20 protein-coding genes are annotated in these 23,708 nt (G+C 78.2%); 7 read left to right on the forward strand and 13 right to left on the reverse strand.

Features of this window, described 5'->3' with window-relative positions; translation table 11 throughout:
- Nucleotides 1-312: 312 nt before the first annotated feature.
- The 5 genes from ACI780_RS05525 to ACI780_RS05545 form a co-directional block, all read right to left on the reverse strand.
- Complete coding sequence (locus ACI780_RS05525) at nt 313-1,308, reverse strand: NAD-dependent epimerase/dehydratase family protein (protein ID WP_457001336.1); 996 nt, start codon at nt 1,306-1,308, stop codon at nt 313-315.
- The gene (locus tag ACI780_RS05530) at nt 1,305-3,884 is read right to left on the reverse strand and encodes an alpha/beta fold hydrolase (RefSeq protein ID WP_457001338.1); all 2,580 of its coding nucleotides are present in this window, start codon (nt 3,882-3,884) and stop codon (nt 1,305-1,307) included. Before ACI780_RS05530 ends, ACI780_RS05525 begins: the two co-directional genes overlap by 4 nt.
- Entirely contained in the window at nt 3,881-4,903 is a 1,023-nt protein-coding gene (locus tag ACI780_RS05535; protein ID WP_457001340.1) for a 3-oxoacyl-ACP synthase III, read from the reverse strand. Before ACI780_RS05535 ends, ACI780_RS05530 begins: the two co-directional genes overlap by 4 nt.
- Nucleotides 4,904-5,000: 97 nt before the next feature.
- Nucleotides 5,001-6,059, reverse strand: a complete 1,059-nt coding sequence (locus ACI780_RS05540; protein WP_457001342.1) for a DUF2855 family protein — start codon at nt 6,057-6,059, stop codon at nt 5,001-5,003.
- A 46-nt stretch (nt 6,060-6,105) separates the two neighbouring features.
- Nucleotides 6,106-7,305 carry a hypothetical protein gene (locus tag ACI780_RS05545; RefSeq protein ID WP_457001343.1) on the reverse strand — a complete coding sequence of 400 codons (1,200 nt, stop codon included), beginning with the start codon at nt 7,303-7,305 and terminating at the stop codon, nt 6,106-6,108.
- A 132-nt stretch (nt 7,306-7,437) separates the two neighbouring features.
- Here ACI780_RS05545 and ACI780_RS05550 point away from each other — a divergent pair, with 132 nt between their 5' ends.
- A complete protein-coding gene (locus tag ACI780_RS05550) occupies nt 7,438-7,878 on the forward strand; it encodes an endonuclease domain-containing protein (protein WP_457001345.1) in 441 nt (146 codons plus the stop codon).
- Nucleotides 7,879-7,915: 37 nt separating this feature from the next.
- Nucleotides 7,916-8,941 carry a site-specific integrase gene (locus tag ACI780_RS05555; RefSeq protein WP_457001347.1) on the forward strand — a complete coding sequence of 342 codons (1,026 nt, stop codon included), beginning with the start codon at nt 7,916-7,918 and terminating at the stop codon, nt 8,939-8,941.
- 16 nt (nt 8,942-8,957) lie between these two features.
- On the opposite strand, the gene ACI780_RS05560 is transcribed toward ACI780_RS05555, so the two are convergent.
- Nucleotides 8,958-11,429, reverse strand: coding sequence for a lysylphosphatidylglycerol synthase domain-containing protein (locus tag ACI780_RS05560; protein ID WP_457001350.1), 2,472 nt, complete (start codon nt 11,427-11,429; stop codon nt 8,958-8,960).
- Between the two features lie 157 nt (nt 11,430-11,586).
- Here ACI780_RS05560 and ACI780_RS05565 point away from each other — a divergent pair, with 157 nt between their 5' ends.
- A complete protein-coding gene (locus tag ACI780_RS05565; RefSeq protein ID WP_457001352.1) occupies nt 11,587-12,213 on the forward strand; it encodes a DUF4234 domain-containing protein in 627 nt (208 codons plus the stop codon).
- A gap of 11 nt (nt 12,214-12,224) precedes the next feature.
- On the opposite strand, the gene ACI780_RS05570 is transcribed toward ACI780_RS05565, so the two are convergent.
- From ACI780_RS05570 to ACI780_RS05585, 4 genes are all read right to left on the reverse strand, one after another.
- Entirely contained in the window at nt 12,225-13,553 is a 1,329-nt protein-coding gene (locus ACI780_RS05570; RefSeq protein ID WP_456868635.1) for a diacylglycerol/lipid kinase family protein, read from the reverse strand.
- A gap of 32 nt (nt 13,554-13,585) precedes the next feature.
- A complete protein-coding gene (locus tag ACI780_RS05575) occupies nt 13,586-15,340 on the reverse strand; it encodes an alpha/beta hydrolase (protein WP_456868634.1) in 1,755 nt (584 codons plus the stop codon).
- A 73-nt stretch (nt 15,341-15,413) separates the two neighbouring features.
- Nucleotides 15,414-16,325: a DUF5996 family protein gene (locus ACI780_RS05580; RefSeq protein WP_456868633.1), complete on the reverse strand. Its 912-nt coding sequence runs from the start codon at nt 16,323-16,325 to the stop codon at nt 15,414-15,416.
- A gap of 44 nt (nt 16,326-16,369) precedes the next feature.
- Nucleotides 16,370-16,879 (reverse strand): DUF5709 domain-containing protein, encoded by a 510-nt coding sequence (locus ACI780_RS05585; RefSeq protein ID WP_456868632.1) that lies wholly within the window; start codon nt 16,877-16,879, stop codon nt 16,370-16,372.
- 290 nt (nt 16,880-17,169) lie between these two features.
- Here ACI780_RS05585 and ACI780_RS05590 point away from each other — a divergent pair, with 290 nt between their 5' ends.
- Complete coding sequence (locus ACI780_RS05590; protein WP_457001355.1) at nt 17,170-19,965, forward strand: AAA family ATPase; 2,796 nt, start codon at nt 17,170-17,172, stop codon at nt 19,963-19,965.
- Here the strand turns inward: ACI780_RS05590 and ACI780_RS05595 are convergent.
- The gene (locus ACI780_RS05595; RefSeq protein ID WP_456868630.1) at nt 19,922-20,599 is read right to left on the reverse strand and encodes a TetR/AcrR family transcriptional regulator; all 678 of its coding nucleotides are present in this window, start codon (nt 20,597-20,599) and stop codon (nt 19,922-19,924) included. The genes ACI780_RS05590 and ACI780_RS05595 overlap by 44 nt on opposite strands.
- A 200-nt stretch (nt 20,600-20,799) precedes the next feature.
- Between ACI780_RS05595 and ACI780_RS05600 the strand changes: the two genes are divergently transcribed.
- The 3 genes from ACI780_RS05600 (at nt 20,800) to ACI780_RS05610 (ending at nt 22,412) form a co-directional block, all read left to right on the forward strand.
- Nucleotides 20,800-20,979: a hypothetical protein gene (locus ACI780_RS05600; protein ID WP_089403635.1), complete on the forward strand. Its 180-nt coding sequence runs from the start codon at nt 20,800-20,802 to the stop codon at nt 20,977-20,979.
- Nucleotides 20,980-21,081: 102 nt separating this feature from the next.
- On the forward strand, nt 21,082-22,086 hold the full coding sequence (locus tag ACI780_RS05605; RefSeq protein WP_457001358.1) for an alpha/beta fold hydrolase: 1,005 nt from the start codon (nt 21,082-21,084) through the stop codon (nt 22,084-22,086).
- A 41-nt stretch (nt 22,087-22,127) separates the two neighbouring features.
- On the forward strand, nt 22,128-22,412 hold the full coding sequence (locus tag ACI780_RS05610) for a DUF6510 family protein (RefSeq protein WP_456868628.1): 285 nt from the start codon (nt 22,128-22,130) through the stop codon (nt 22,410-22,412).
- A 108-nt stretch (nt 22,413-22,520) separates the two neighbouring features.
- Here the strand turns inward: ACI780_RS05610 and ACI780_RS05615 are convergent, their stop codons facing one another.
- Both ACI780_RS05615 and ACI780_RS05620 read right to left on the reverse strand, forming a co-directional pair.
- On the reverse strand, nt 22,521-22,952 hold the full coding sequence (locus tag ACI780_RS05615; protein WP_457001360.1) for a CBS domain-containing protein: 432 nt from the start codon (nt 22,950-22,952) through the stop codon (nt 22,521-22,523).
- A 31-nt stretch (nt 22,953-22,983) separates the two neighbouring features.
- Entirely contained in the window at nt 22,984-23,694 is a 711-nt protein-coding gene (locus tag ACI780_RS05620) for an FAD-binding oxidoreductase (protein ID WP_456868626.1), read from the reverse strand.
- Between the last annotated feature and the right edge of the window lie 14 nt (nt 23,695-23,708).

Genomic DNA, 23,708 nt, shown 5'->3' on the forward strand with positions numbered 1-23,708 from the left:
GGACCCGATCGCCACCACCAGCTCGGGAACGCCAGGCGGGTGACCCCGACCAGCGTGCTGGTCGGCCGTGCGCCGGCCGCGCCGGACCGCCCCACCAGCTCCTCCCAGCACCCGACCCCCGCGTCGACGTCGGTGCCGAGCACGGTGACGCGGACGACGTCCCCGAGCGTCGTCCCCGCCTCGCCGAGCACCCCTCGGGGTCGTCCACGCGGAGCGACACCTGGGCACGCACGTCGCCCGCGTGCTCGGGCGTCCCGTCGGGCGCGGTGCGCACCCCGCGCAGTTCGCTCCGTCACCCCACCGGCGCGGCGGTCACGGCCCGGCGGTCTGCGCCTCCCGGTCCTCGTCGGCGTACCAGGCGGCCAGCCGCGCGAACCCCTCCTCGAGGGGGACCTCGGGGCGCCAGCCCAGCGCGGCCCGCGTGCGCCGCTGGTCGAACCAGTGGGCGGTGCTCAGCTGCTCGGCGAGGAACCGCGTGAGCGGTGGGGTCGAGCGGCGGTCGGTGGCGGCCCAGACCCCCTCGACGACGGCGCCGGCCAGCCACGCGACCCGGGCCGGCACCCGGCGCCGCGGGCCCGGTGCGCCGGCCGCGCCGCACAGCCGGCCGAGCAGCTCCCCGATCGGGCGGGGCTCGCCGTTGCTGACCACCAGCGCCTCCCCGTGCACCGGGCCGCAGGCGTCGACCGCGGCCACCAGCGCCGCGGCGGCGTTGTCGACGTAGGTGGTGTCGACCAGGGCCGCCCCCGAGCCGATCAGCGGCAGTCGGCCCGCCCGGCCCCGCGCGACGATCCGCGCCACCAGCTGCTCGTCCCCGGGCCCCCACACCAGGTGCGGGCGCACCGCGAGGACGGCGAGGCCGGGGGAGTCGGCGGCCAGCGCCAGCACCTCGGCCTGCGCCTTGGAGCGCGCGTAGGAGCCGCGCGCCGAGTCGGGGTCGGCGGGGTCGGCGCCCGCGCCGGTCAGCGGGTCGCCGGCGTGCGCGACCGACGGGGAGGACACGTGGACCAGCCGCCCGACGCCCTCGGCCGCGCAGGCGGCCACGACGTTCCGGGTGCCCCCGACGTTGGCCCGCTCGTACTCCGCCCACGGCCCGGTCACGTCGACCTTGGCCGCCAGGTGCACCACGGTGTCCTGGCCCCGGACCGCCCGCGCCACCGCCGCGGCGTCGGCCACGTCGCCGAGCACCTCGGCGCACGGCAGCCCGGCCGGGCGGCGCTGCAGCACCGTGACCTCGTCGCCGCGGGCCAGCAGAACCCCGGCCGTGGCCCGGCCGAGCATGCCGCTGGCCCCGGTGACCAGCACCCTCACCGGGCGCGGCCCCGGCGGCGGACGGGGGAGCCGGCGAGCAGCCGGGCGGCCCGGCGGGCCAGCGCGGTGCGGTCCACCTTCGACTGGTGCCGGACGTCGACTGGCAGCGACCGCGCCACGAGCACCGCGGCGACGTCGACCCCCGCCGCGGCCCGGACGGCGGCGGCCAGCTCGTCGCCGGCCACGGCGAGCCGGCGGCCGCGCCGGGCGGGCTCCGCGGGGACGACGACCACCACGACCACCTGGGCGCCGGCGGGACCGACGCCGACCGCCGCGGCCGCCGAGACCCCGGGCAGCCGCTCGACCCGCTGCTCGACGCCGACCGGCGTCACCACGCCCCCGGCGGTCGGGACCACGTGGGCCAGCCGGCCCTCGATCCACAGCCGGCCCTCGTCGTCGAGGTGGCCGACGTCGCCGGTGCGGTGCCAGCCGGGGTCGCGGGAGGCCGCCCGCTCGGTGGCCCACAGCGCGTCGTAGCGGTCCTTGACGTGCGGCGCGCGCACGCAGACCTCCCCGGTCACGCCCGCGACGCCGGTGAGCGGGCCGTCGGCCGCGCCCGTGGCCGACAGCGGGCTGACGCGCACCTCGACACCGGCGACCGGCCGGCCGACGCACACGCCCTCGCCGTCGCCGGCGCGCTCGATCTCGCCGAGGGAGACGTCGGTGACCGGCAGCGCCTCGGTCATGCCGTAGGGGGTGTGCGCCTCGGCCGCCGGCAGGACCTCGCGCAGCGACCGCAGGAGCGCGGCGGGCACGGGGGCGCCGGCCGACATCAGCAGCCGGACCCGGGCCAGCGCCGCCCGCTGCCCGGCCGTGAGCTCCGCCGCCGTCGCGGCGACCCGGCGCAGGGCGGCCGGCGCGGCGAACACCACGGTGGCGTCGACGGCGGCCGCGGCGTCGGCGAGCTCGGCGGCGGTGAGCGTGCCCGGTGCGGTGACGTCGACGTCGGGCACGGCCGAGGCGATGCCCAGGCCCGGCCCCAGGATCGAGAACGGGGCGAAGGCGGCGACCAGCGCGTCGTCGGGGGCGAGGCGGTAGGTGCGGCGCACCAGGTCCAGCTGGGCGCCGACCTGGCGCTGGGTGTAGACCACGCCCTTGGCCGGGCCGGTGGCGCCGGAGGTGAAGACGACGGCGGCGTCGGTGTCCGGCGGGGCCTCCGGCGGCACCGGCGCGCTCCGGCCCCGCTCCTCCAGCTCCGCCAGGTCGTGCGCGGCGCCGAGCGCCCGGCGGCGGGCGGGGGTCAGCGGGCCGGCCGCGATGCGCGTCCCGGGCAGGCCCATGGCCCGCGCGGCGAGCAGGCCCGGGGCGGCACCGAGGACGTGGTCGGCCGCCGCGCCGCGCAGCGCGCGGCGCATCCCGGCGAAGCCCAGGCCCTTGTCGGCCACGACGACGGCCGCGCCGGCCCGCCACACGGCGTACACCGCGGCGGTGAGGTCGGGGGAGGGCTCGAGCAGGAGCGCGACCCGCTGACCCGGGCGGACCCCGGCCGCGGCCAGCCCCGCGGCCAGGTGCTCGACCCGGCGCGCCAGCTGCGCCCAGGTCACGGCGGTGCCGCCGACGGTGACCACCGCCGGGGACGCGTCGGCCGCGCGGCCGGCCAGCGCCGCCCACGGGCGCGCGGGCGCCGCTGCCTCCGGGGCCGGGGGCGGGGACGTCGGGCCGGCGGAGAGGTCCTCGACCCACCGGGCGACGGCCGCCGCGTACTGCGGCGCGTCCTCGGGGAGCAGGTGCGAGGCCCCCTCGTAGCGGTGGACCTGGGCCCCCGGCAGCCGCTCGCGCAGGTCGGTGAGGTACCGCTCGCCGAACACCGGGTCGCGCGGGCCCCACAGCAGCAGTGCGGGGACGTCGAGGGTGCGCACGCCCTCGGCGATCGCCTCCTGCACCGCCCGGGAGGGGTGGCCCTCGCGGAAGGGGATGTCGGCGACGAAGTCGCCCACCGACCGGCGGCGTCCCGGCGACCGGTAGGGGGCGGCGAAGGCTCGGCGGACCCCCGGCGGCAGCGCCGGGCGGGACAGCGCGGTGGCGGCGCGCACGAACACCGGCGTGCCCACGGTGGCCGTCGCGCGGATGCCCGGGGCGTGAGCGAGCCGGATCAGCGCCGGCCCGAGGTCGCCCTCCGGCATCGCCACGGCGGTGTTGGTGAGCACCACCCCGCGCAGCTGGTCGCGGTGCTCGAGCCCCCAGCCCAGCGAGATGATCCCGCCCCAGTCGTGGGCGACGGTGACCACCGGCCCGCGGATGTCGAGCGCGGCGGTGAGGTCACCGAGGTCGGCCACCCGCTGTGCCAGCGTCCGCGGGCCGTCGAGCCGGTCGGACCAGCCCATGCCCAACTGGTCGGGTGCGACGACGCGCCAGCCCGGCGGCGGGGCGGCCAGCAGCCGGCGCCAGAGGTAGGACCAGGTCGGGTTGCCGTGGACGCACAGCAGCGTCCCGGCCGCGCCGTCCTCGGTCCCGGTGTCGGGGCCGGTGTCGAGCACGTGCCAGCCGTGCTCGCGGCCGTCGGCGTCCTTGACGCGGACCCGGCGGGACCAGGAGGGGTCCAGCCCGGGCAGGTCGGTCGGCGTGCCGCCCGTCACCAGGCGATCTCGAGGCAGCAGGCGTTCAGGCCCGAGCCGATGCCCATGAGCAGCACTCGGTCGCCGTCGACGAGGCCGCCGGCCTCGCTGGCCAGGGTGAACGGCACCGACGCCGGCCCGAGGTTGCCCCGGGTGGGGAAGGTGGTCGGGACCCGCGCGGAGTCGATGCCGAACCGGTCGCACATCGCCTGCGTGTGCACCTTGCTGACCTGGTGGACGACGTAGCGGTCCATGCCCACCCAGTCGAACTCGCCGGCGGCCTCGGCCCACAGCTCCTCCGACAGCGCGAGCCCCGCGGCGAGCAGGCCCTTGAGGTCGGTGTGCATGCCGTCGTTGTCGCCGGTGCACAGCTGGTGGTGCTCGGTGCCAGCGCGGCTGACCGAGCCGACCAGGCGGTGTCCCTCGGGGTGGCGGTCGGCGGGGCCGAGGACCATCGCCGCGGCGCCCGAGCCGAGCGTCAGCGTGGCGAAGTGCTGCATGACGTCCTTGGCGGTGGTCTCCGGCCGGTTGAGCAGGTCGATCGTGCGCTCCTGCACCGGCCGGGAGTCCTCGCCGTTGACGACGAGGGCGTACTCGACCATCCCGCTGTCGATCATCGCCGCGGCCAGCTCCATGCCGTTGACGAAACCGAGGCAGGCGTTGGTGACGTCGAAGTTCTGGCACGAGCTGGGCAGCCCCAGCGCGTCGTGCACGGCGACCGCCGTCGAGGGCTCGAGGTGCTTGCGGCTGACGGAGGTGTTGACCATCAGCCCGATCTGCGCCGGGTCGACGCCGCTCTCGCTGATCGCCTTGGCCCCGGCGGTGGCCGCGCCGTCGACGAAGGAGACGCCGTCGGCCCACCAGCGGCGCTCGCGGATGCCGGCGAGCCGCTCGAGCAGGCCCGGCCGCAGGCCCACCCGCCGGTAGGTGTCGACGAGGAGCGCGTCGAGGGCGTCGGAGGTCACAACCTGGGAGGCGTCCGCCGTCTGCACGGTCAGGATCGCGGTGTTGCGGAAGCGGTGGGTCGCGTTGCCTGTCATCCGGGTCCAGTCGTGAGCGCAAGGGGGAGGGCCTCTGCGGTGGTCCGCCCAGGTCCAGCGGGCTCTACCCGGCCGCAGCACCGGTACACCGACCCTCTCAGAGGCGCACCACGTACCCGGCACGCGGGTCCCCGCCGCCGCCGAGGACCTCGAGCCACACGTCGCGCAGCGACTGCGGCCCGGAGGACTCCCGCACGTCGACCCACGCCGCCACGGCGGGGGTGAACCGGCGCCACGCCTCGCCGGAGCGCTCCTCGAACCCCGCCCGCCCCCAGTCGGCGGTGCGGGCGGCCATCCGGTCGGGCGCGAAGAAGAACGTCGGGCGCGGGCCCTCCAGCGGGCCCGGCGGGCTGGTGTCCCGGTGGGTGACGCCGACGACCAGGTCCAGCACCAGGTCCGTGCCCAGGTGGCGGTGCAGCTCCTGGCGCAGCGGCGTGCTGCCGGCGAGGTCGACGTAGGCGGTGGGCTCGCTGGCGAGCTCGGTCACCGCGTCGTAGGGCAGCACGCGGTCGTAGCAGCCCAGCGACCGGGTGAACTCCACGTTGCCCGGGCTGGTCAGCCCGACCACCTCGACGTCGCCGCCGGAGAGCAGGAAGGCGGTGCCGTAGGCGGTCTTGCTCGACGCCGACGACAGGACCACCACGTCGGCGTCCTGCCCGGCGAGCTGGTCGGCGAGCAGGAAGGAGGTGAGGAACAGCGGCCGGAAGAGCACCTGCAGGTCCTCCTGCCCGGCGTCGGCGTCCGGGTCGGCCGGCGCGTAGGAGTTGTAGACGGCCGGCAGCGCGGCGCGGTGCGGGCTGCCGTCGCGGAACCCGTGAGCGCCGGCCCGCTCCGGGCGCACCAGCAGGTGGCTCGCCGGGGGCAGGTAGCCGTAGAGCCGCTGCCCGGCCTCGACGCCGTCGGCGCGGGAGGCGGCGACCTCGGCGAACCCCCACAGCGGCACCCGGCCGGCGCCGGCGCCGGCCGCGGGGAAGAAGTCCCAGTAGTGCAGCGTGTCGCCGAGGACGGCGTAGGTGACGTTGTTGGCCGTCACCCCGACGTGCTCGACCCGCAGCACGGCCTCGCCGTCGGACGGGTCGGGCACGTCGACGTCGATCAGCGAGGTGGCGGTCAGGTCGTCGCGGGCGACCTCGAGGGCCCAGCCGGGTGCGGTCACCCGGCCACCGTGCCGGTGCCGGGGCGCGGCGGTCAACGCCGCCGGGTCAGCCGCCCGCCGGCTCGCCGGCCGGCTCGTCGGTCAGGCGGGCGCGCAGCGTCGCGACCTCGGCGGTCAGCGCGCCGACGCGCTCGCGCGCCGCGCGCGCCTCGGTCTCCGCCGCGGCCGCCCGGCGCTCGGCGTCCTCGGCGCGCTGGGCCGCCCGCGCGGCGGCGGTGAGCGCCTCCTCGCGCCCCCGGCCGGCGGCGGCCGCCCGGTCGTCGGCCGCCTCGGCGCGGGCGCGGGCGTCCTGCTCGGCGCGCCGGGCCGCGTCCCGCTCCCGTTCCGCGCCGCGCGCCTGCTCGCGCGCGGCGGCGGCCGCGACCCGTTCCGCGTCGTGCGCGGCGAGGGCCTCGTCGCGCTCCGCGGTCCGGGTCCGCAGCACCCCGGTGAGGGTCTGCTCGGTCACCTCCCACCGGGCGCGGGCCTCGACGAGGGCGTCGTGCTCACGGGCGGCGTCGGCACGTGCGCGCTGCTCGGCCTCGCGGACCTCGGCGGCGTCCCGCTCGGCGGCCCGGCGTGCCTCCTCGGCGTCGCGGACCCGCACCTCGGCGGCCGCCCGCTCGCGCACGGCCCGGTCCCGCTCGGACTCCGCCTGCTGCCGCGCCGCCTCGGCGGCCCGGCCGGCCTCCTCGGCGGCCGCGGTGCGCCGGGCGGCCTCGGCGCGGGCCGCGGTGACCTGCTCCTCGGCGGTCGCCCGGGCTGCGGCGGCGTCGCGCTCGGCGGCCTCGCGGGCGTCCTCGGCCTCGGCGCGCAGCCGCTCGGCGAGGCGGGCCTGTTCCTCCGCGCGCAGCTGCGCGGCGTGGGCGGCGTCGACGTCGGACCGGGCCTGCGCCAGCCGCGCCTCGACGGTGGCCTCGTCGCGGTAGGCGTCGAGGGACTCCAGGGCGGCGGTGAGCAGGGCCGCCTGGTTCTCGGCCGCGGCCGCCGCCTCGCGGGCCGCGACCGCCCACCGTCCCACCAGCTGGCGGACCCGGCCCTCCGGCGGCAGGTCCTCGGCCAGCGCGGCCGCGGTGGCCCCGGCTCCAGGGGAGCGGCCGGCCGCCGCACGGGCGCGCGCCCGCCGGGCGGTCTCCGGGTTGTGGTCGGCCCGCTCGCAGAAGCGCGGGGACGGGCCGCTGCGCCCGGCGACTCGGGGTCGCGGTGGCTCGGCGCAGCCGGGGAAGGCGCACTCCTCGAGTGCGACGTCCGGAGTCGTGTCCGTCATACCCAGGACATTAGATGAATGGCTGTCTCCATGTATCACACCATGTATCCATCTGCGGTCGAGGGAGGGAAGATGGCTTCGTAGAAGAGATGCATCTCGGTAGCTATCGGTATCTGCACCTATGTTGATCACGTGAGCCGCAAGCGCATCGAACACACCTGCGGCCAGCCCCGCGGGACATGGCGCACCTGCCCGTGCACCCTCGCTGCTGTCGCGGAGAGCAAACGGAGGTGGACGGAGCGCAATCGACACCTCTACCGCGAGTCAGCACTCAAGCGTCGATACGGCGTGACCGCTGCGGAGTACGACCGGATGCGCGAAGCCCAGGGCCATCGCTGCGCGCTGTGCCAGACCCACGAGGACGACCTGCCGGTGCTCACCACGGGGCGGCGTCGACGCGACGGCTCACCGGCGGTGAACTCGGTCAAGCTGGTGGTCGACCACTGCCACACCTCGGGGGTCACGCGGAGTCTGATCTGCCACCGGTGCAACATCGTGGTCGGCTACGCGGAGAAGCACGCCGACCTCCTGGCGCTGGCCGCCGAGTACATCCGCCGTTCGCAGTGCTGTTGACGCTCACTCCACTCATGGCGATCGCAGAGGGAGACCCGTGACGTCCTCGACCGAGCGGCACGACACCACGCACCCCGCCGTCGCGCAGAGGCCGTCGAGGGACCACCACCTGCTCGAGGCAGGCGACCTCTCGTCAGTCGGCTCCTACGTCGCCGCCGCGCGGTCGGCCGCCACCCGGGACGCCTACGCGCGTGACCTGCGGGCCTGGGCGGCGTGGTGCCGCGAGCGGTCGCTGCCGAGCGGGCCGCCCGCCGACCCGCTCACCGTCGCCGCCTGGCTGGCCGCCATGGCCGACGACGGGCACAGCCCGAGCTACGTCGCCCGCCGGCTGTCGGCCCTCAACGACGCCCACCGCAGCGCCGGTCACCCCGCCCCGGGGGACAACGAGGGCGTCCGGCGCACGCTGGCCGGGATCCGCCGCACGGCGGTGCGCGCCGGTCACCGGCCGCGGCGGGCCCGCGCGGTCGACACCGCCACCGTGCGGGCGCTCGTCGAGGACCTCCCGGACACCCCCGCCGGGCTGCGGGACCGCTGCATGGTGCTCGTCGGGTTCGCGCTGGGGCTGCGCGCCTCGGACCTGTGCGCGCTGCGGATCGAGGACCTCACCCCGGCCGGGCACGGCGGCCTCGACGTGCTGCTGCGGTACTCCAAGACCGACCAGGACGGCGCGGGGGAGACCCTCGCCCTGGCCGTGGGCGTCCGCGAGGTGACCTGCCCCGTCCGCGCCGTCACCGCCTGGCGCGCGGCGCTGGCCGAGCGGGGCGTCACCTCCGGGCCGCTGTTCCGGTCGGTGGGCAAGGGCCGCGACCCGCGGCTGGGCACCGCCGCGCTCACCACCCGCAGCGTCGACCTGGTGCTGCAGCGCGCCGCCGCGCGCGCCGGCGTCTCGGCCGAGGGTCTCTCGCCGCACTCCCTGCGCCGCGGGTTCGCCACCACCGCCTACGCCTCGGGCGTGCCGGAGAAGGAGATCAGCCGGACCGGGCGCTGGCGGTCGCTGGTGGTCCGCTCCTACGACGCCTCGAGCCGGTGGGCCGACCCCGCCTCGGGCTCCCTCGGCCTCTGACGGGTCTGGCCGGCGCTCACACCCGCCCCGACCGGCGCAGCCACTCGAACGCCAGCCACCCGGGCAGGACCGGCAGCCAGAACGTGGCCAGCCGGTACAGGAACACGGCCGGGACGGCGACCGTGTGGTCCATGCCGGCCGCGACCAGCCCGGCCACCAGCGCCGCCTCGAGGGCGCCCAGGCCGCCGGGCGTCGGTGCGGCCGCGGCGACGGCGGCGCCCAGGAGGTAGACCACCCCGACGGCGGCCAGGCCCAGGTCCCCGCCGAGCGCCCGGGTGGAGGCGTACAGGCAGACCAGGTAGCCCAGCGTCGTCGCCGCCGAGCCGCCCACCAGCAGGACCAGCCGACCGGGGCTGCGCAGGGCCGCGGCGATGCCGTGGACCGACCGGCGCAGCGGGGGCAGCAGCCGCGCGGTGACCCGCCGCCGCAGCGCCGGCACCGCGACCGCGGCCAGGCACAGCACGAGCAGCGCCACCGCACCCCACAGCAGCGCCGGGGACCCGCCCGGCTGCAGCGACGCCAGCGAGCGGCCGGCCAGCGCGGCGAACCCCAGCAGCAGGACCACGTGGACGGCGGTCCCGGCGGCGTAGCTGAGCCCGACGCCGGAGGTGGCCACCGCCACGTCCATCCCGCTGCGCTGCAGGTACCGCACGTTCAGCGCCATCCCGCCGAGCCCGGCCGGCACCAGGCGCCCGGCGAAGGAGGAGGCGAGCTGGGCGGCGAACAGCGGCACCGGCCGCAGCCGCGCGGGCACCGCCCCCGCCAGACTCAGCGCGGCGCCGACGTAGGTCAGCACCGACGCCGCCACCACCACCGACGCCCAGTCCCAGTCGGCGTCCCGGACCCTGCGGACCATGCCCGGGACGTCCCCGAGCTGCGGCAGCAGGAGGTACCCGGCGAGCGCGAGGACCGCGACCAGCAGCAGCGTCCGGGGCCGGATCCGCTCCAGCCGGGCCAGCCCCGGCTCCGGGACGCCGCACCGCCGGGCGACGGTCGCGCGCAGCCGCCCGGCCAGCGCCCGGTCGTGCTTGAGCGCGTCCCGGGTGGCGCCGCTGAGCGAGTCCGGCTGCAGCCGGGGCAGGGACGCGGCCACCGCCTCCGGCCCGAGCGCGGCGACGGCGGTGTCGACGACGGGGTCGACCCCGGCCCGCAGCGCGAGGGCGACCAGCGCCTGGGCGACGTCGGCGTCGAGCAGCTCCGGGGCGGCGGCCACCTCGCTGAACCCCCAGTCGATCAGCCACGGCGTCCCCGACCGGTCGAGCAGGACGTTGGCCGCGCGCAGGTCGCGGTGGGCCACCCGGTGCCGCCGCAGGACCGCGACCTGCTCCCAGATGCCGGACAGCACCGGCCCGGTCAGCGCCGCGTCCGGCAGCCGGTCGAGGGTCGTGCCGTCGACGAGGTCGTGCGACAGCAGCCAGGAGTCGCGCCCCACCGGGGCGATCGCCCGCAGGCGGGGCGTGCGTCCCCCGGTGTCCCGGACGAACAGCGACACCAGCGCCTCGTGCTCCACCGTGCGGCGCAGCGAGGAGAACGGGCGCTCGTCGCCCACGTCGCGGAGCCGGAGGAACCGGTAGGCCCGGAACAGCAGGTCCGCGGCCCGGTTCTCGGCGCCCATGACCTTGGCGAAGACCCGCTGCCCGTCCCGCAGCACCGCCGTCCAGGGGACCGAGCCCCGGGCGTCGACGACGGCCGGCTCGACGGTGACCGCGTCCAGGCCGCTGCCGGCCAGCGCCGCGGCCACGGCGTCGCGGGTGGGCCGGGCGACGGGGCGGCCGAACAACAGCAGCGTCGCCGAGCCGACGGCGGTGCCGAGCACGAGCGCGACCAGCAGGTCGGTGGGCAGGGCCGGGGGCACCAGCAGGTGCAGCAGCGCGGTGGCGGTGAGGACGAGGACGCCGGCGCGCCGCCAGTGGCGGGACACGAAGGGTGCCAGCACCGCGAACGACGCCGCCGCGACGGCCAGTCCGTCGACCCCGAGGACGCCGTCGAGCTCCCACGGCAGCTCCGTCTCCCGGCCCGGGACGTCCGCGCCGACGCCGAGCACGACGTCCGCCCCGTGCGCGGCGCCGACGGCGGCGGCGCCGGCCACGAGCAGGTACCCGGCCAGGCGCGGGTCCCGGGTCAGCAGCGGTGCGGTCCAGGCCGCCACCACCGCCCCCACGACCAGCAGCGCGGCGGCGACCACGGCGGTCCGCTCCAGCAGCGGTGCGGCCGCGGACAGCCGCCCGACCAGGTCCCCGTCCAGCGCCGCGGCCTCCTCGCGCGCCCACCGGGCCAGCCCCAGCAGCGGTACGGCGACGAGGACGAGCACGCAGGTGCGCAGCACGTCGCTGGGCGACCGCTCGTAGCCGGTGACCTCCTCCCGCCGGTGCTCGCCCCTCGCCGGGACGGGGCGGGCCACCGCGACCGGCGCGGCTCCGGACACCGGGGCGTCCGGCGCCCGGGGAGGAGGGGCGCCCGAGCGGCCGGCGGTGTCCGTCGAGTCCATGCGGTCCGCCCTCCGCGGGTCGTCGCTGCGCACCGTGGCGCGGAAGGGTAGCCGCCTCCGACCCCCGCAGGAGGGCACTTGGGCCCGCCGCGGCCGCGGGTGGGGCCGCTAGCGTCGGCCGGGCCGCCGTCGGCACCCCCTCCCCAGGAGGCGCGTCATGACCTCGCCCGAGGACCCGGGACCGCTGCAGTCGACCCGGCCTGCCGCACCCACCGAGCCGTGGCAGGTCCCCGCACCGCCGCCGCCGGCCCAGGCGTCCGGGCCGCCGCCGGCCCAGGCGTACGGGCAGCAGGCGTACGGGCAGCAGGCGTACGGGCAGCAGGCGTACGGGCAGCAGGCGTACGGGCAGCAGGTGCCGCCGCCCCGCGGCCCCGAGCAGTCCATGCCGGCCCCGCCGGCGGCCGACCTCTACGCCCGGCCCACCGGGCCGGTCGGGCGGATCCGGCCCACCGGCCTGACGATGCTGCTCTTCTTCATCACCCTCGGGATCTGGGGCTTCGTCTACTACTACCAGGTCCAGGAGGAGATGAAGCGGCACAGCGGTGAGGGCATCGGCGGCCTGATCGCGCTGCTCATCGCGCTGTTCTTCGGCGTCGTGTCGCCCTTCGTGCTCAGCCACGAGGTCGGGGGGCTGTACACGCGCACCGGTCGCCGGCCGCCGGTCACCGCGCTGACCGGGCTGTGGTACTTCCCGGGCATCCTGCTGCTGGTCGGGCCCTTCATCTGGTTCGTGCAGACCAACCGGGCGCTCAACGACTACTGGGCCGGCCTCGGCGCCCGCTGACCCGGCGCCGGCTACCGGGACGCTGCGACCGACGGCACCCGCGGTGGGTGCTGCCGGGGGTCGCCCCCGGCCGCGATGCGGACCAGCGCCCGCAGGGCCGGCAGCGCACCCACGGGCTCGATCGCCGAGGGTGAGGCGCCGGGGTGGTGGCCGGCGATGCGGACCCGGAGGGCGGCCGGGCGGGCCCGGAAGACCAGCGGCGGCTCCAGCACGGCGGCCTCCCCGTCGACGCCGACCGGCACCGGCAGGGTCGCCGCGACCCGGAACTCGGGGGTCGACCACTGGCGCAGCAGGCGCCGCGGCGGCCCGGCCCGGCCGCCGCTGGGCGGGTCGACCACCGTCACCCCGAGGACGCCCTGGTCGATCGCCGGGCGGGTGCCCGCACCGGCGGCCCCGCCTAGGCGGTACTGGTTGTTGCCCACCAGGATGACCGCCGCCCCGCGCAGGGTGCGGCCGCCGGGCGTGGGCCAGCTCAGGTCCTGCGACCCGCCCTCCGCACCCAGGGACCGGGGCAGCGTGCCGAGCAGCGTCCGCACCTTCGCCGCCCGGTAGCCGCGGCTCTGGACCGCCTCGGCGTAGACCCCCAGCGAGACGTTGTTGACGAAGACCCGCCCGTTGACCTCGGCGAGGTCGACCACCCGCTCGTCCCCGTCGACGAGGGCGTCGAGCGCGCCCACCACGTCCTCCCGGTCCACGCCGAGGTCGACGGCGAAGTGGTTGCGCGTCCCGGCCGGGATGCACGCGAAGGGCAGGCCGGCGTCGGCGGCGAGGGCCGCGACCACGGCTTGCGAGCCGTCGCCGCCGGCCATGCCCACGGCGTCGGCGCCGTCCTCGACCGCGCTCCGGACGAGCGCCGCGAGGTCCTCGCCCGGCTGCAGCTCCAGCACGGTGATGCCCCGGTCCCGTGCGGCCGCGCTCAGCCCGGTCCGTGCCGCGCGGCCGTCCCCCGACCGCGGGTTGACGACGACGACCGGCCGCCGCGGGCGCTCGGCGGGAGGGAGGGTAACGTGGGTGCGGAAGGCCGCCCGGGCCGCGACGTGCCACACCACCGCGCCGACCGCGAGCAGGAACAGGGTGCGCAGGTACCCGGCGTCGATGAGCAGCAGGACGCCGCCGGCCAGGGCCGCGCCCGCCACGGCGAGACCGGCGACGCGCCCCCAGCCGCGGCGGAGCACCCCCTCCCACACCCCCGCGGCGACCAGCGCGGCGCAGGCGAGCAGGAGCAGCCCGCGCGGGAAGTCGTCCACCGCCGCCCGGAGGCCGAGCAGCAGCACCCAGGCCGCTGCCAGGAGCGACGTGACCGCGGCGACGCGGCGCCGGCGCCCGTGCCGTGCCCGCACCGGTCGGCCAGGTGGTCGTCGACGGTCCCGCATCACGCACCGGCCGCCACGAGCTCGCGCAGCTGCCGCGCCCGTCCGGCGTCCCAGCCCGGGGGCTGCAGGACGTGCGCCCACGCGTCGACGTACTGGGTCCGGTAGACGTGCCCGTGCCCCTCCGGCACGTTGCCGGCCGAGGGCAGGTCGGCCGTCAGCTGCCAGAAGGTCACGAACGGGATCCACCGCACGGCGTGCACGACGTCGTCGCCGCGGTGCTCCTCCAGCCAGGTCGGGCGGGCGTACAGCAGCTCCGGGGTCCACCACACGATGGGGTCGGAGGCGTGCATCAGGTAGAGCACCCGGGAGCCGTCCCACGGCTCGCCGGTGGGCGCGACCTCCTCGGCGGGGTCGTCGGTGAACCGCACCGTGCGCCCGTCGCGGTACTCGGGCGCGACCTCGCGGCTGTCCGCGTCGCGGTCGCTGACGAACTCCCGGTACAGCGTGTTGAACTCCGGCGGGCCGGCGAACACCGCCCCGCCGGTCCGGTTGCGCAGGTCGTACTCGCCGCTGAACGCGGTCTCGCCGCCGAAGGAGCCCAGGCTCTCCCCGGCCACGAGCAGGCGCGGCCGGTCGTCGAGCGGCAGCCGGTTCCAGCGCTCGTACACCGCGTCGAAGAGCTCCCGGCCGGCCTCCCGGGCCCGGTCGCTGTCGACCAGGTAGGAGAGGACCGACGGGAGGTAGGAGTACTGGATGGCCACCGTGGCGCTGTCGCCGCCGGTGAGGTACTCGAGGGAGTCCACCGCGCCGGGGTCGACCCAGCCCGAGCCCGTGGTGGTGACCACCAGCAGGTGCGCGCGGTCGAAGCCGCCGGCGCGGGCGAGGTCGTCGACGGCCAGGCGGGCCCGCAGCTCGGCGGTCGGCGCCGAGTCCAGCCCGGCGTAGGCGCGCACCGGCTGGCGGGCCGCGGCCCCGGTGAAGGCGCCGATGTCCTCGGCCGACGGGCCGGTGCCCACGAACGTGCGGCCCTCGCGGCCCAGGGAGGTCCAGCTGATCAGCGACCCGGGTCCGCCCGAGCGCTCGGGCACCGCGGGCTGCGCCACGCCGTCGTCGGTCCGGTCGTTGCGCACGGAGAAGGCCCGGTCGGCGGCGGCGACGAGCTGGTCGACCACGACACCGGTCACCAGGAGCACCACGCCGGTCAGGACGACGGCCCAGCCGAGCAGCCGGGCGGCGCGCGCGCCGATCCACCGGTCGAGCAGCTGCGCGGTCCAGTGGCCGGCGCGCCGGATCGCCCGCGCCAGCGCGACGAGGACGACGAAGACGACGCCGGCGACCAGCGGCACGACGACGACGGACACCGCGCTGTCGGCCGGCGCGTCCATCAGCTCCCGGATCCGTGCCTGCCAGTAGCGGCCGTACACCGTGGCCGCCACGACGCAGACCAGCGCCACCCCGGCCAGGACGAGCCACGAGCGCCGGCGGGCCGGCCGCGGGTCCCGGTCGACCAGTGCGCGCCAGGCCGCGGCGGCCGCCACCCCGACGCCGTAGCCGAAGGCGGCGGTGATGCCGCTGATGAGGCCCTGGGTCAGCCCGGTGCGGGGGAGCAGGGACGGGGTGAGTGACAGGCAGAAGAAGACGAGAGTGCCGACCGTGCCGGGCAGCGTGTAGCGGAACGGGCGCCGGCGCGGCCGCGCGACGGCCGGGCGCCGGGCGCCGCCGGCTCCGGTCCGGTCACCGGCGGGCCGGTCCTGCTGGTCCCGGGGCTCCGGGACCGGTACCGGGAGGGTCTCCCGGGAGGCGGAGCTGGACACGGCGGCCTCCGTCCTGCGGGGAGCAGGACCGAGGGTCCGCCGCACCGTCCCTCCCCGGCAAGGGGTCCGGCCCTCAGGACCCCGTCGGGGCCGGCGCGCCGGGCGGGTCGGGCCAGTCGCCCGTCCTCGCCGCGGCGTCGTGGGTCGAGGTGAGGAACCGCAGCAGGTGCGCGTCGGGGTCGGCGGCGGCCCGGACGTCGGCGTAGGGGAGCAGGAACTCCCCGAGGGCCCCGTCGTAGGCCGCGCCGGCCGGCTCGACGGCGGCCTCCCGGTAGCCCGGGGGCTCCGGGTAGGCGTAGGCGTAGAACGCGCCCTCGGCGGCGCCGCCGGGCCAGTACCCGCAGCTGGAGACCTCCTCGCTGTAGGCCTCCTCCATCACCCGGTCCGGGCAGTTGGGCACGCCTCCGGGGTGCCTCGGGGCGGGGCGGCCGGAGAAGCGGGTCGTGGCGAGGTCGAAGGCGCCCCAGAAGAAGTGCACCGGGCTGGCCTTGCCCCGGAACCGGCCGCGGAAGACGCTCAGCACCCGGTGCGCGCTCACCAGCGAGGTCCAGAAGCGGTGGACGGCCTCGGCGTCGTAGCTCGCGTGCTCCTCGTCCCGGTCGAACGGGATCGCGTCGGGCAGCTCGACCGGCACCGGCCGGAGGGGGACGTCCACGCCCAGCTCGGTGAGGTGGGACCGGAACTCGCGGTGGAAGTCGGCGACGCTGCGCGGCTCGAGCGCCATCCGGCGGGTCGCCCCGGTCGTGGTGTGCACCAGCAGCCGGTGGTCGGTGAGGTCGAACAGCACCTCCAGCCCCAGCCCGCTGCGGACCGGCACGAGCGAGGTGGTCAGCCCCCGCGCGGTCACGTACAGGGGCACCTGCCACCAGTGGTTGACCTCCGGCGCCAGCGCCAGCCGGACCTTGCCGACGACCTGGGTCCACAGGTGCAGCGTGTCGCGGGTGTCCTGCCACCCCGCCACCGGCAGCGCCGGCCAGCCGTCCACCGCGGCGCCGGTGGTGGCGTCGTCGCGAGCCGCGCCCCCCGCGCTCAGGACGGGTCACCCCAGGCCGCGGAGCGGTCGGGGTCGCGGTCGGCGACGACGTGCACGGCCGCCTCCTCCGCCGAGGCGGCGGCCGAGTCGATGCCGGCGTCGGCGGCGTGCAGCTCGGGCTCCTCGTCGTCCCACTCGCCGTCGTCCTCGACCAGCCGGCCGGCCCGCCGGTCGCCGACCTCGTCGTCGAGCGGCTCGCCGTCGGTGTCGGAGGTGTCGCCGAGGCCGTCGCCCTCGACCCGCCCGTCCTCGAGCCGGTCGGTGTCAGGCAGCTCGCGGGCCAGGCGGCCGCTGAGGCTCTCCCCGGCGGACTCCTCCCGCTCGGTGGTGCCCCACTCGTCGACGCCCCACGGCCGCTCGGCCGGGGACCAGCCGGTGTCGAGCACGTCCTCGACCCCGTCGAGGTCCTCCAGGGTGTCCTCGGCGTCGAGGAGGCCGGTGTCCTCCTCGGGGTCGGTGCCGTCGGTGTCGTAGATGCCGTCGGTCCCGAAGCTCCCGGTGCCCATGCCGGCGCCCCTCCCGGTCGGTGGCCGGCGGTCGCCGACCGCCCGCCGCTGGTGCGGCGAGCATCGGGTCCGGCATAGCGATCCTGCATCGGTCATCTGACTGAGCGCGCACGTCCCGTCGCGGCGACGGACGCCCACGGGCGTGTCGAGCGACCGGGCCGGCCGCGTGCGCGGGGCGGTTGTCCGCCCCCGGTTCGCGAGAGAGGCTCTCGCTTCCACGGGGGCCGGCCGGCCGTCCGTCCCCCGCCGGCCGGTCGGGACGGGACGGCTCCGAGGCGGAGGGGACACCGGTGGACGACGGCGACGCAGCGCACCCGGCGCAGGGACTCGTAGGCCGGTCGGAGGAGTCCGCCCTGCTGACCGCCTTCCTCGACCGGGCGGCCCGGTCCGGCGCGGCCCTGCTGCTCACGGGCGAGCCGGGAGTCGGCCGGACGGCCCTGCTCGACCTCGCCGCGCGGGCCGCGGCCGCCTCGGGCACCCGGGTGCTGGCCTCGGCGGGCGCCGAGCTGGAGGCGGAGGTGCCCTTCGCCGGGCTGCACCAGCTGCTCGTGCCGGTGCTCGACGAGTGGGCCGCGCTCTCCCCGCTGCACCGCGGCGCCCTGGCCCGCACCCTCGGCTACCAGGCCGGCCCGCCCGCCGACCGGCTGGTCGTCTCCACCGCCGTCCTCACCCTGCTGCGCCGGGTCGCCGACGGCGGGCCGGTGCTGGTGGTGGTCGACGACCTGCAGTGGCTCGACCGGGCCAGCGTCGCGGTCCTCGGCTTCGTCGCCCGCCGGCTCGCCGGCGCCCGGGTCGGGCTGCTCGCCGCGTCCCGCACGGGCGACGACGGGTCCCTCCCGCCGGCCGGCCTGCCCGAGCACGAGGTGCGGCCCCTCGACGACGGCCCGGCCGCGGAGCTGGTGGGCAGCCGCCACCCGGCGATGGCCGTGCGGGTGCGCCGGCGCGTCGTCGCCGCGGCCCGGGGCAACCCCTTCGCGCTGCTCGAGCTCCCGGCCGAGCTCAGCGGGCGGCAGCGCGCCGCCCTCGAGGCGCTGCCCCCGGTGCTGCCGCTGGGCCGCCGGCTGCGGACCCGGTTCGCCGGCCGGGTGGCCGACCTGCCGCCCGCCACCCGGCGGCTGCTGCTGCTCACCGCCCTGGAGGACACCGGCGACCTCGCCGTCCTGGGCGCGGCCTCGCCCGGGGAGGACTGGCTCGACGTCCTGGCCCCGGCCGAGGAGGCCGGCCTGGTCCGCGTCGACGCGGACACCCAGCGGGTGTCCCTGCGGCACCCGCTCACCGGCTCGGCCGCCGTCGAGCTGGCCACCAGCGGCGAGCGCCGCCGCGCCCACCTGGCGCTGGCCGACGTCCTCGCCGACCAGCCCGACCGCCGGGCCTGGCACCTGGCCGAGGCCGCCGTCGGCTCCGACGGGCAGGCGGCGGACCTGCTCGACGAGGCCGCGCACCGGGCGCTGCGCCGCGGCGACGGCGGACGCGCCGTCGCCGCGCTGCTGCGCGCCGCCGACCTGAGCCCCTCCGGTGCCCCGCGGGCCCGCCGCCTGGCCCGCGCCGCCTACCTCGGCGCGCGGGTCCTCGGCGACCTGCGCAGCGTCCCCTCCCTGCTGCTGCAGGCCCGGCGGGCCGACCCCGACGGCGGGGACGCCCTGCCGACGGCGCTGGCCGCCGCCGCCCACCTGTTCCTCGGCACCGGCGACGCCGACAGCGCCCACGCCGGCCTGGTCCGGGCGATCGGATCGGCGCTGCGCGGCCCGGTCGGGTCCGGCGACCTCGACGAGGCGCTGTCGGACCTGCTCGACGTCTGCTGCGCCGCCGGCCGCGCCGACCGGTGGCCGCCCCTGGAGGCGGCGACCGCCCGGCTGGGTCCCCGGCTCGGGCCCGTCCTCGCCGTCGCCCGCACCACCCTCGGCGCCCCGGCGCGCACCACCGCCGCCGACCTGCGCCGGCTCGACGACGTGCTCGCGGGGATCGACGCCGAGGCCGACCCGGCGCGGATCGTGCGGATCGGTGCCGCCGCCCTCGCCGTCGACCGGCTGGAGGAGTGCCGGCCGGCGCTGTGGCGGGTGGTCTGGGACGGCCGGGAGGGCGGTGCCGCAGGCTCCGCGGTCGGCGCCCTGGTGCTGCTGTGCCGCGACGGCTTCGACGCGGGCCGGTGGGAGGAGGCCCGCCGCACCGCCGAGGAGGCCGTCGAGCTGGGCGAGACGCTGGGCCACCGGCTGCCCGCCCTCACCGCGACCGGCGTCCTGGCGCTGCTCGCCGCCGCCGGGGGCGACGGGACGACGGCCCGCGCGCTGGCCGCCCGGGTGTCGTCCTGGGCGGGCCCGCGCGGCCTGCGCGGGCTGGAGCACGCCGCCTCCCGCGCCCGCGCCCTGGCGGCGCTGGCCGCCGGCGACGTGGAGGAGGCCTACCGGCAGGGGACGGCGGTCGGCCCGCCCGGGGTGCTGCCGCCGCACCTGCCGGTGGCCCTGGAGGTCCCCCTGGACCTGGTCGAGGCCGCGGTGCGCACCGGCCGGCGCGCGGAGGCGGCGGCGCACGCGGCGGCGCTGCGGGAGCTGGAGGTCGTGCGGCAGCGTCCCCGGCTGGCCCTGCTGGCGGCCGGCTGCGCCGCGCTGGCCGCGCCCGACGACCGCGCCGCCGCCTGCTTCGAGGAGGCGATGGCGGTGCCCGGCGCCGACCGCCACCCCTTCGAGCACGCCCGGGTGCGGCTGGCCTACGGCGAGCACCTGCGCCGGGTCCGGGCCACGGGCGCCGCGAGGCTGCATCTGGCCGCCGCGCTGGAGGCGTTCACCCGGCTCGGGGCCCGGCCGTGGGCGGCGAGGGCCGAGCACGAGCTGCGGGCGACGGGCGTGTCCCGCTCCCCGGCCGGGCGGGCCGCCCCGGTCGAGCTCACCCCGCAGGAGCATGAGATCTCGCTGCTGGCCGCGTCGGGGCTGACCAACAAGCAGATCGGCGCGCAGCTCTACCTCTCGCCGCGGACGGTGAGCGCGCACCTGTACCGGGTGTTCCCCAAGCTCGGCATCTCCTCCCGCGCGGCGCTGCGGGACGCGCTCAGCCGCGTCCCGCAGGAGGCCGGGGACCGGGGGCCGGCGTGACCGGCGGGTGCCCCGCCGGCGGGAGTCCGCACGGCCGGGCGCCGTCGACCTCCAGCAGCCGGCGCAGCTGCGCGTAGGCCGCCTCGGTGGCCGTCGGCAGGTGGTCGGCGTGCCCGCCCCGCCACGACCGCACGGCCAGCCGCAGCACGACCAGCCCGAGGGCCGCCTCGGCGACGACGTCGTCGTCGGGTCCGGGCAGGCCGCGCAGCTCGGCCAGCCCCTGCGCCAGCCTCGTCTCGACGTCGCGCTGGACGGCGAGCGTCCGGCGCATGAGGCCGTCGTGGCCGAGGACGATGCCGTCGCGCAGCGTCAGCGACGGCAGCTGCGACTGCAGGTGGCCGGCGAAGTGCACCAGCACCCGCAGCAGCTGCCGCGACGGTTCGGTCTCCCCGTGCGCGGCGGCGACGGCGGCCTGCAGCGCGGTGCCGAAGCCCGCCACGTAGTCGAAGACGACCTCCTCCTTGCTGCCGAAGTGGCGGTAGAAGGTGGCCGGCGCGACGTGCGCCTCGCGGCAGACGTCCTCGACGGTGACCTCGTCGAAGCCGCGCGCGGCGAACAGCCGCAGCGCCGTCTGCTCCAGCCGCTCGCGCGTCTGCCGGCGCTTGGCGTCACGCAGCGAGGCGGTCGCGCACATGGCTGGCTCCGGGGGCGGCTGGGCGTCGTCGGCGGGGTGCCGTGAGGGGCATCCTGCCCGGTCAGGGCGCCGCCGGGCAGGCCCTGGCGCGTCCCGGCGGCAGTCGCATGACCGATGCGGCGGCCGCGGCGCCCGGAGACGGTGTCCCCGGGCCGGCGGCACCGGCCCGGGGACACCGGACCGAGGCGAGGGAGTGGGCCGTGCCGACCTACCGGATGGTGTACGGCGACGGCGAGCAGGTCGTCCGCGAGACCTTCGACGACGTGGTGGTCGAGCGCGAGGACGGCTGGACCGTGCTGTTCCGCGGCAACTCGGCGATCCTGCGGGTGCAGGACGAGCACGTGCAGTCCCTGGAGCGGGTCGAGCCGCAGCCGGGCTGACGCCGCCCGCGGCCGGCGGTGGGCCCGGTCACATGACCGATGCCCCGCCACGGTGACCTGCGCAGACTCGGCGCACGGCCGGCCTGCCGAGAGGAGCCCGACATGACCCGCCCCACCGGTGGCACCCCCGGGCCCGGCGGCTCCGGCGGTGGCTCCGGCGGTGGCTCCGGCGACGGGTTCGCGGGCTTTGCGCAGGCGCAGCTCCCGGTCGGGGACGTCACCCTGCGGGTGCGCTCGGGCGGCTCGGGGCCGCCCCTGCTGCTGCTGCACGGCTACCCGGAGACGCACCTGATGTGGGGCGGCCTCGCCGGCGCGCTGGCCGAGGAGTTCACCGTGGTCGCGCCGGACCTGCGCGGCTACGGCGACAGCTCCAAGCCGCCGACCGTCCCCGGCCACGAGACCTACGGCAAGCGGGCGATGGCCGGCGACGGCGTGCGCCTGATGCGCCGGCTCGGCTTCGACCGCTTCGACGTCGTCGGCCACGACCGCGGCGGGCGGGCGGCCTACCGCATGGCCCTCGACCACCCGACGGCGGTGCGCCGGGTGACCGTCATGGACGTCGTCCCCACCGCCGAGGTGTGGGCCCGCGCCGACGCCCGCACCGCCCTCGGCTACTGGCACTGGGCCTTCCTCGCCCTGCCCGAGCCGGTGCCCGAGCGGCTCATCGCCCCGGACCCGGAGTTCTTCTTCTTCGACGCCGAGTTCGGCGGCGCCGTCCGCGGCTTCCGGCCCGAGGCGGTGGCCGACTACGCCCGCTGCGTGCGGGACCCGGCCGTGGTGCACGCCATCTGCGAGGACTACCGCGCCGGGGCCACCTGCGACCGGGACGACGACGAGGCCGACCGGGCCGCCGGGCGGCGGATCGGCTGCCCGCTGCAGGTGCTGTGGGCCGGCCGTGGCGCCCTGCAGGCCTGGTACGACACGCTGGCCGTGTGGCGGGAGTGGGCCGACGACGTCACCGGCGAGGCGCTCGACAGCGGCCACTTCCTGGCCGAGGAGCGGCCGGCGGAGACGCTGGCGGCGATCCGCCGCTTCCACGGCGACGGGGGGAGCCGCGCGGCGCAGCCGCTGCGCGGGGTGTCCGCCGCCCGCCGGTCCGGACCGTGAGGACGCCCGCGCCGCGGGGCGCGGGGGAGGGGAGACACCCGATGAGCGACCCGACGGGCGAGCCCGACCGCCGACTGGACGGCAACGCGGCAGCCGGTGTGCTGACCGAGATGATGACCCTGGACCCCACCACCGCGATGGTCACCTGCGCGCACTGCGGCAACCGGGCGGCGCTGGGCGCGCACCTGGTCTACGCCGACGCCCCGGCCATGGTGGTGCGCTGCCCGGGCTGCATGCAGGTCGTCATGCGCTGCGCGTCCGACGACGGCGGGCGGCGCCTGGAGATGAGCGGCGTGCTGCTGCTGGCCGCACCGCCGGCCGGCTGACCGCTCGCGGGGGACCGTCCGGGGGCCGAGTGCGCACCCGTGGTCGGCGGCACGCGCCGGCCCGCCGGGGCGGGCGGCGGCACCCGCCGCCTCGCGCGGGCCCGGCCCTCAGGCCGTGCCGGGCACCGCGGGCGCGGGCCCGTCGAGCGAGACGCGGCACAGGTCGAGCATGTCGACGATGCCCGCGAGCCTGCCCTCGGCGAGCACCAGCAGGTGGTGCAGGCGGTGGTCGACCATGGCGCGCAGCGCCTCGGGGACCGGGGTGTCCGGGGCCACCGTGACCGGCGGGCCGGACACCACGTCGCTGACCCGCAGCTGCTCGAGGTCGTGGCCGTCGGCCACCGCCTGGCTGACGTCGGCGTCGGTGACGATCCCGATCGGGACGCCGGTGTCGTCGGCGCGGGTGACGACGAGGGCGGTGTCGCCCGACCGCTTCATCAGGTAGGCCGCCGCGGCCAGGTGCGCCCGCAGCTCCACGCTGGTGACCGGGGGACGCATCGCCGACCCCACGGTCGGTGGTGCGCCGGCGGGAGCGGTCATGGCTCTCCTCGGGACGTCGGGGCGGTCGCGGTCACTGCGGGTCGGTCGAGCCGCCGAAGCGCTCGAGCCGGATGCTGCGCGGGTCGTGGCCGAGGTCGACGAGGGCGCCGGCGACGGTCTCCACGAACACGGTCGGCCCGCACACGAAGACCCTCGGCCGGTCGGCGGGTGCGAACGCCTCCCGCCGCAGCAGGTCGGCGTCGATGCGGCCGGTGCGCCCGGTCCAGCCCTCCGGCGCGCCGCGGGTCAGCGTGACCGTCGTCTGCGCGCCGAGGAGCTCCTCGCCCAGGACGTCGCCGGCGTCACGGGCGGAGTACAGCAGCCGGACCGGGGTGGGGTCGCCGGCCCGGCGGGAGTGGTCGAGCATCGCCAGGAACGGGGACACCCCGGCGCCGCCGGCCACGAGCTGCACCGGCCGCCGCTGCTCCGCCGGGGTGGCGGCGTCGGCGGCGGCCGACCAGACGAAGTAGCCGCCGATCGGCCCGCGCAGCTCCAGGACGTCGCCGGGGCGCATGTCCTCGGTGAGGTAGGGCGACACCTCCCCGCCGTCGAGGTCCTCGACGAGCAGGTGCAGCTGCGGGTCCTCCGGCGGCGAGGCGATCGAGTAGCTGCGCTGCGCGGTGTAGCCGTCCTCGGCCGTCAGCCGCACGTCGACGTGCTGCCCCGGCAGGTGCCCGGGCCAGCCGTCCACGTCGAAGACCAGCCGCCGGACCCGCGCGCTCGCGGGCCGGCTGCCGGCCATCCTGGCCTGCAGCC

The organism is Geodermatophilus sp. SYSU D00814, from assembly GCF_054050055.1.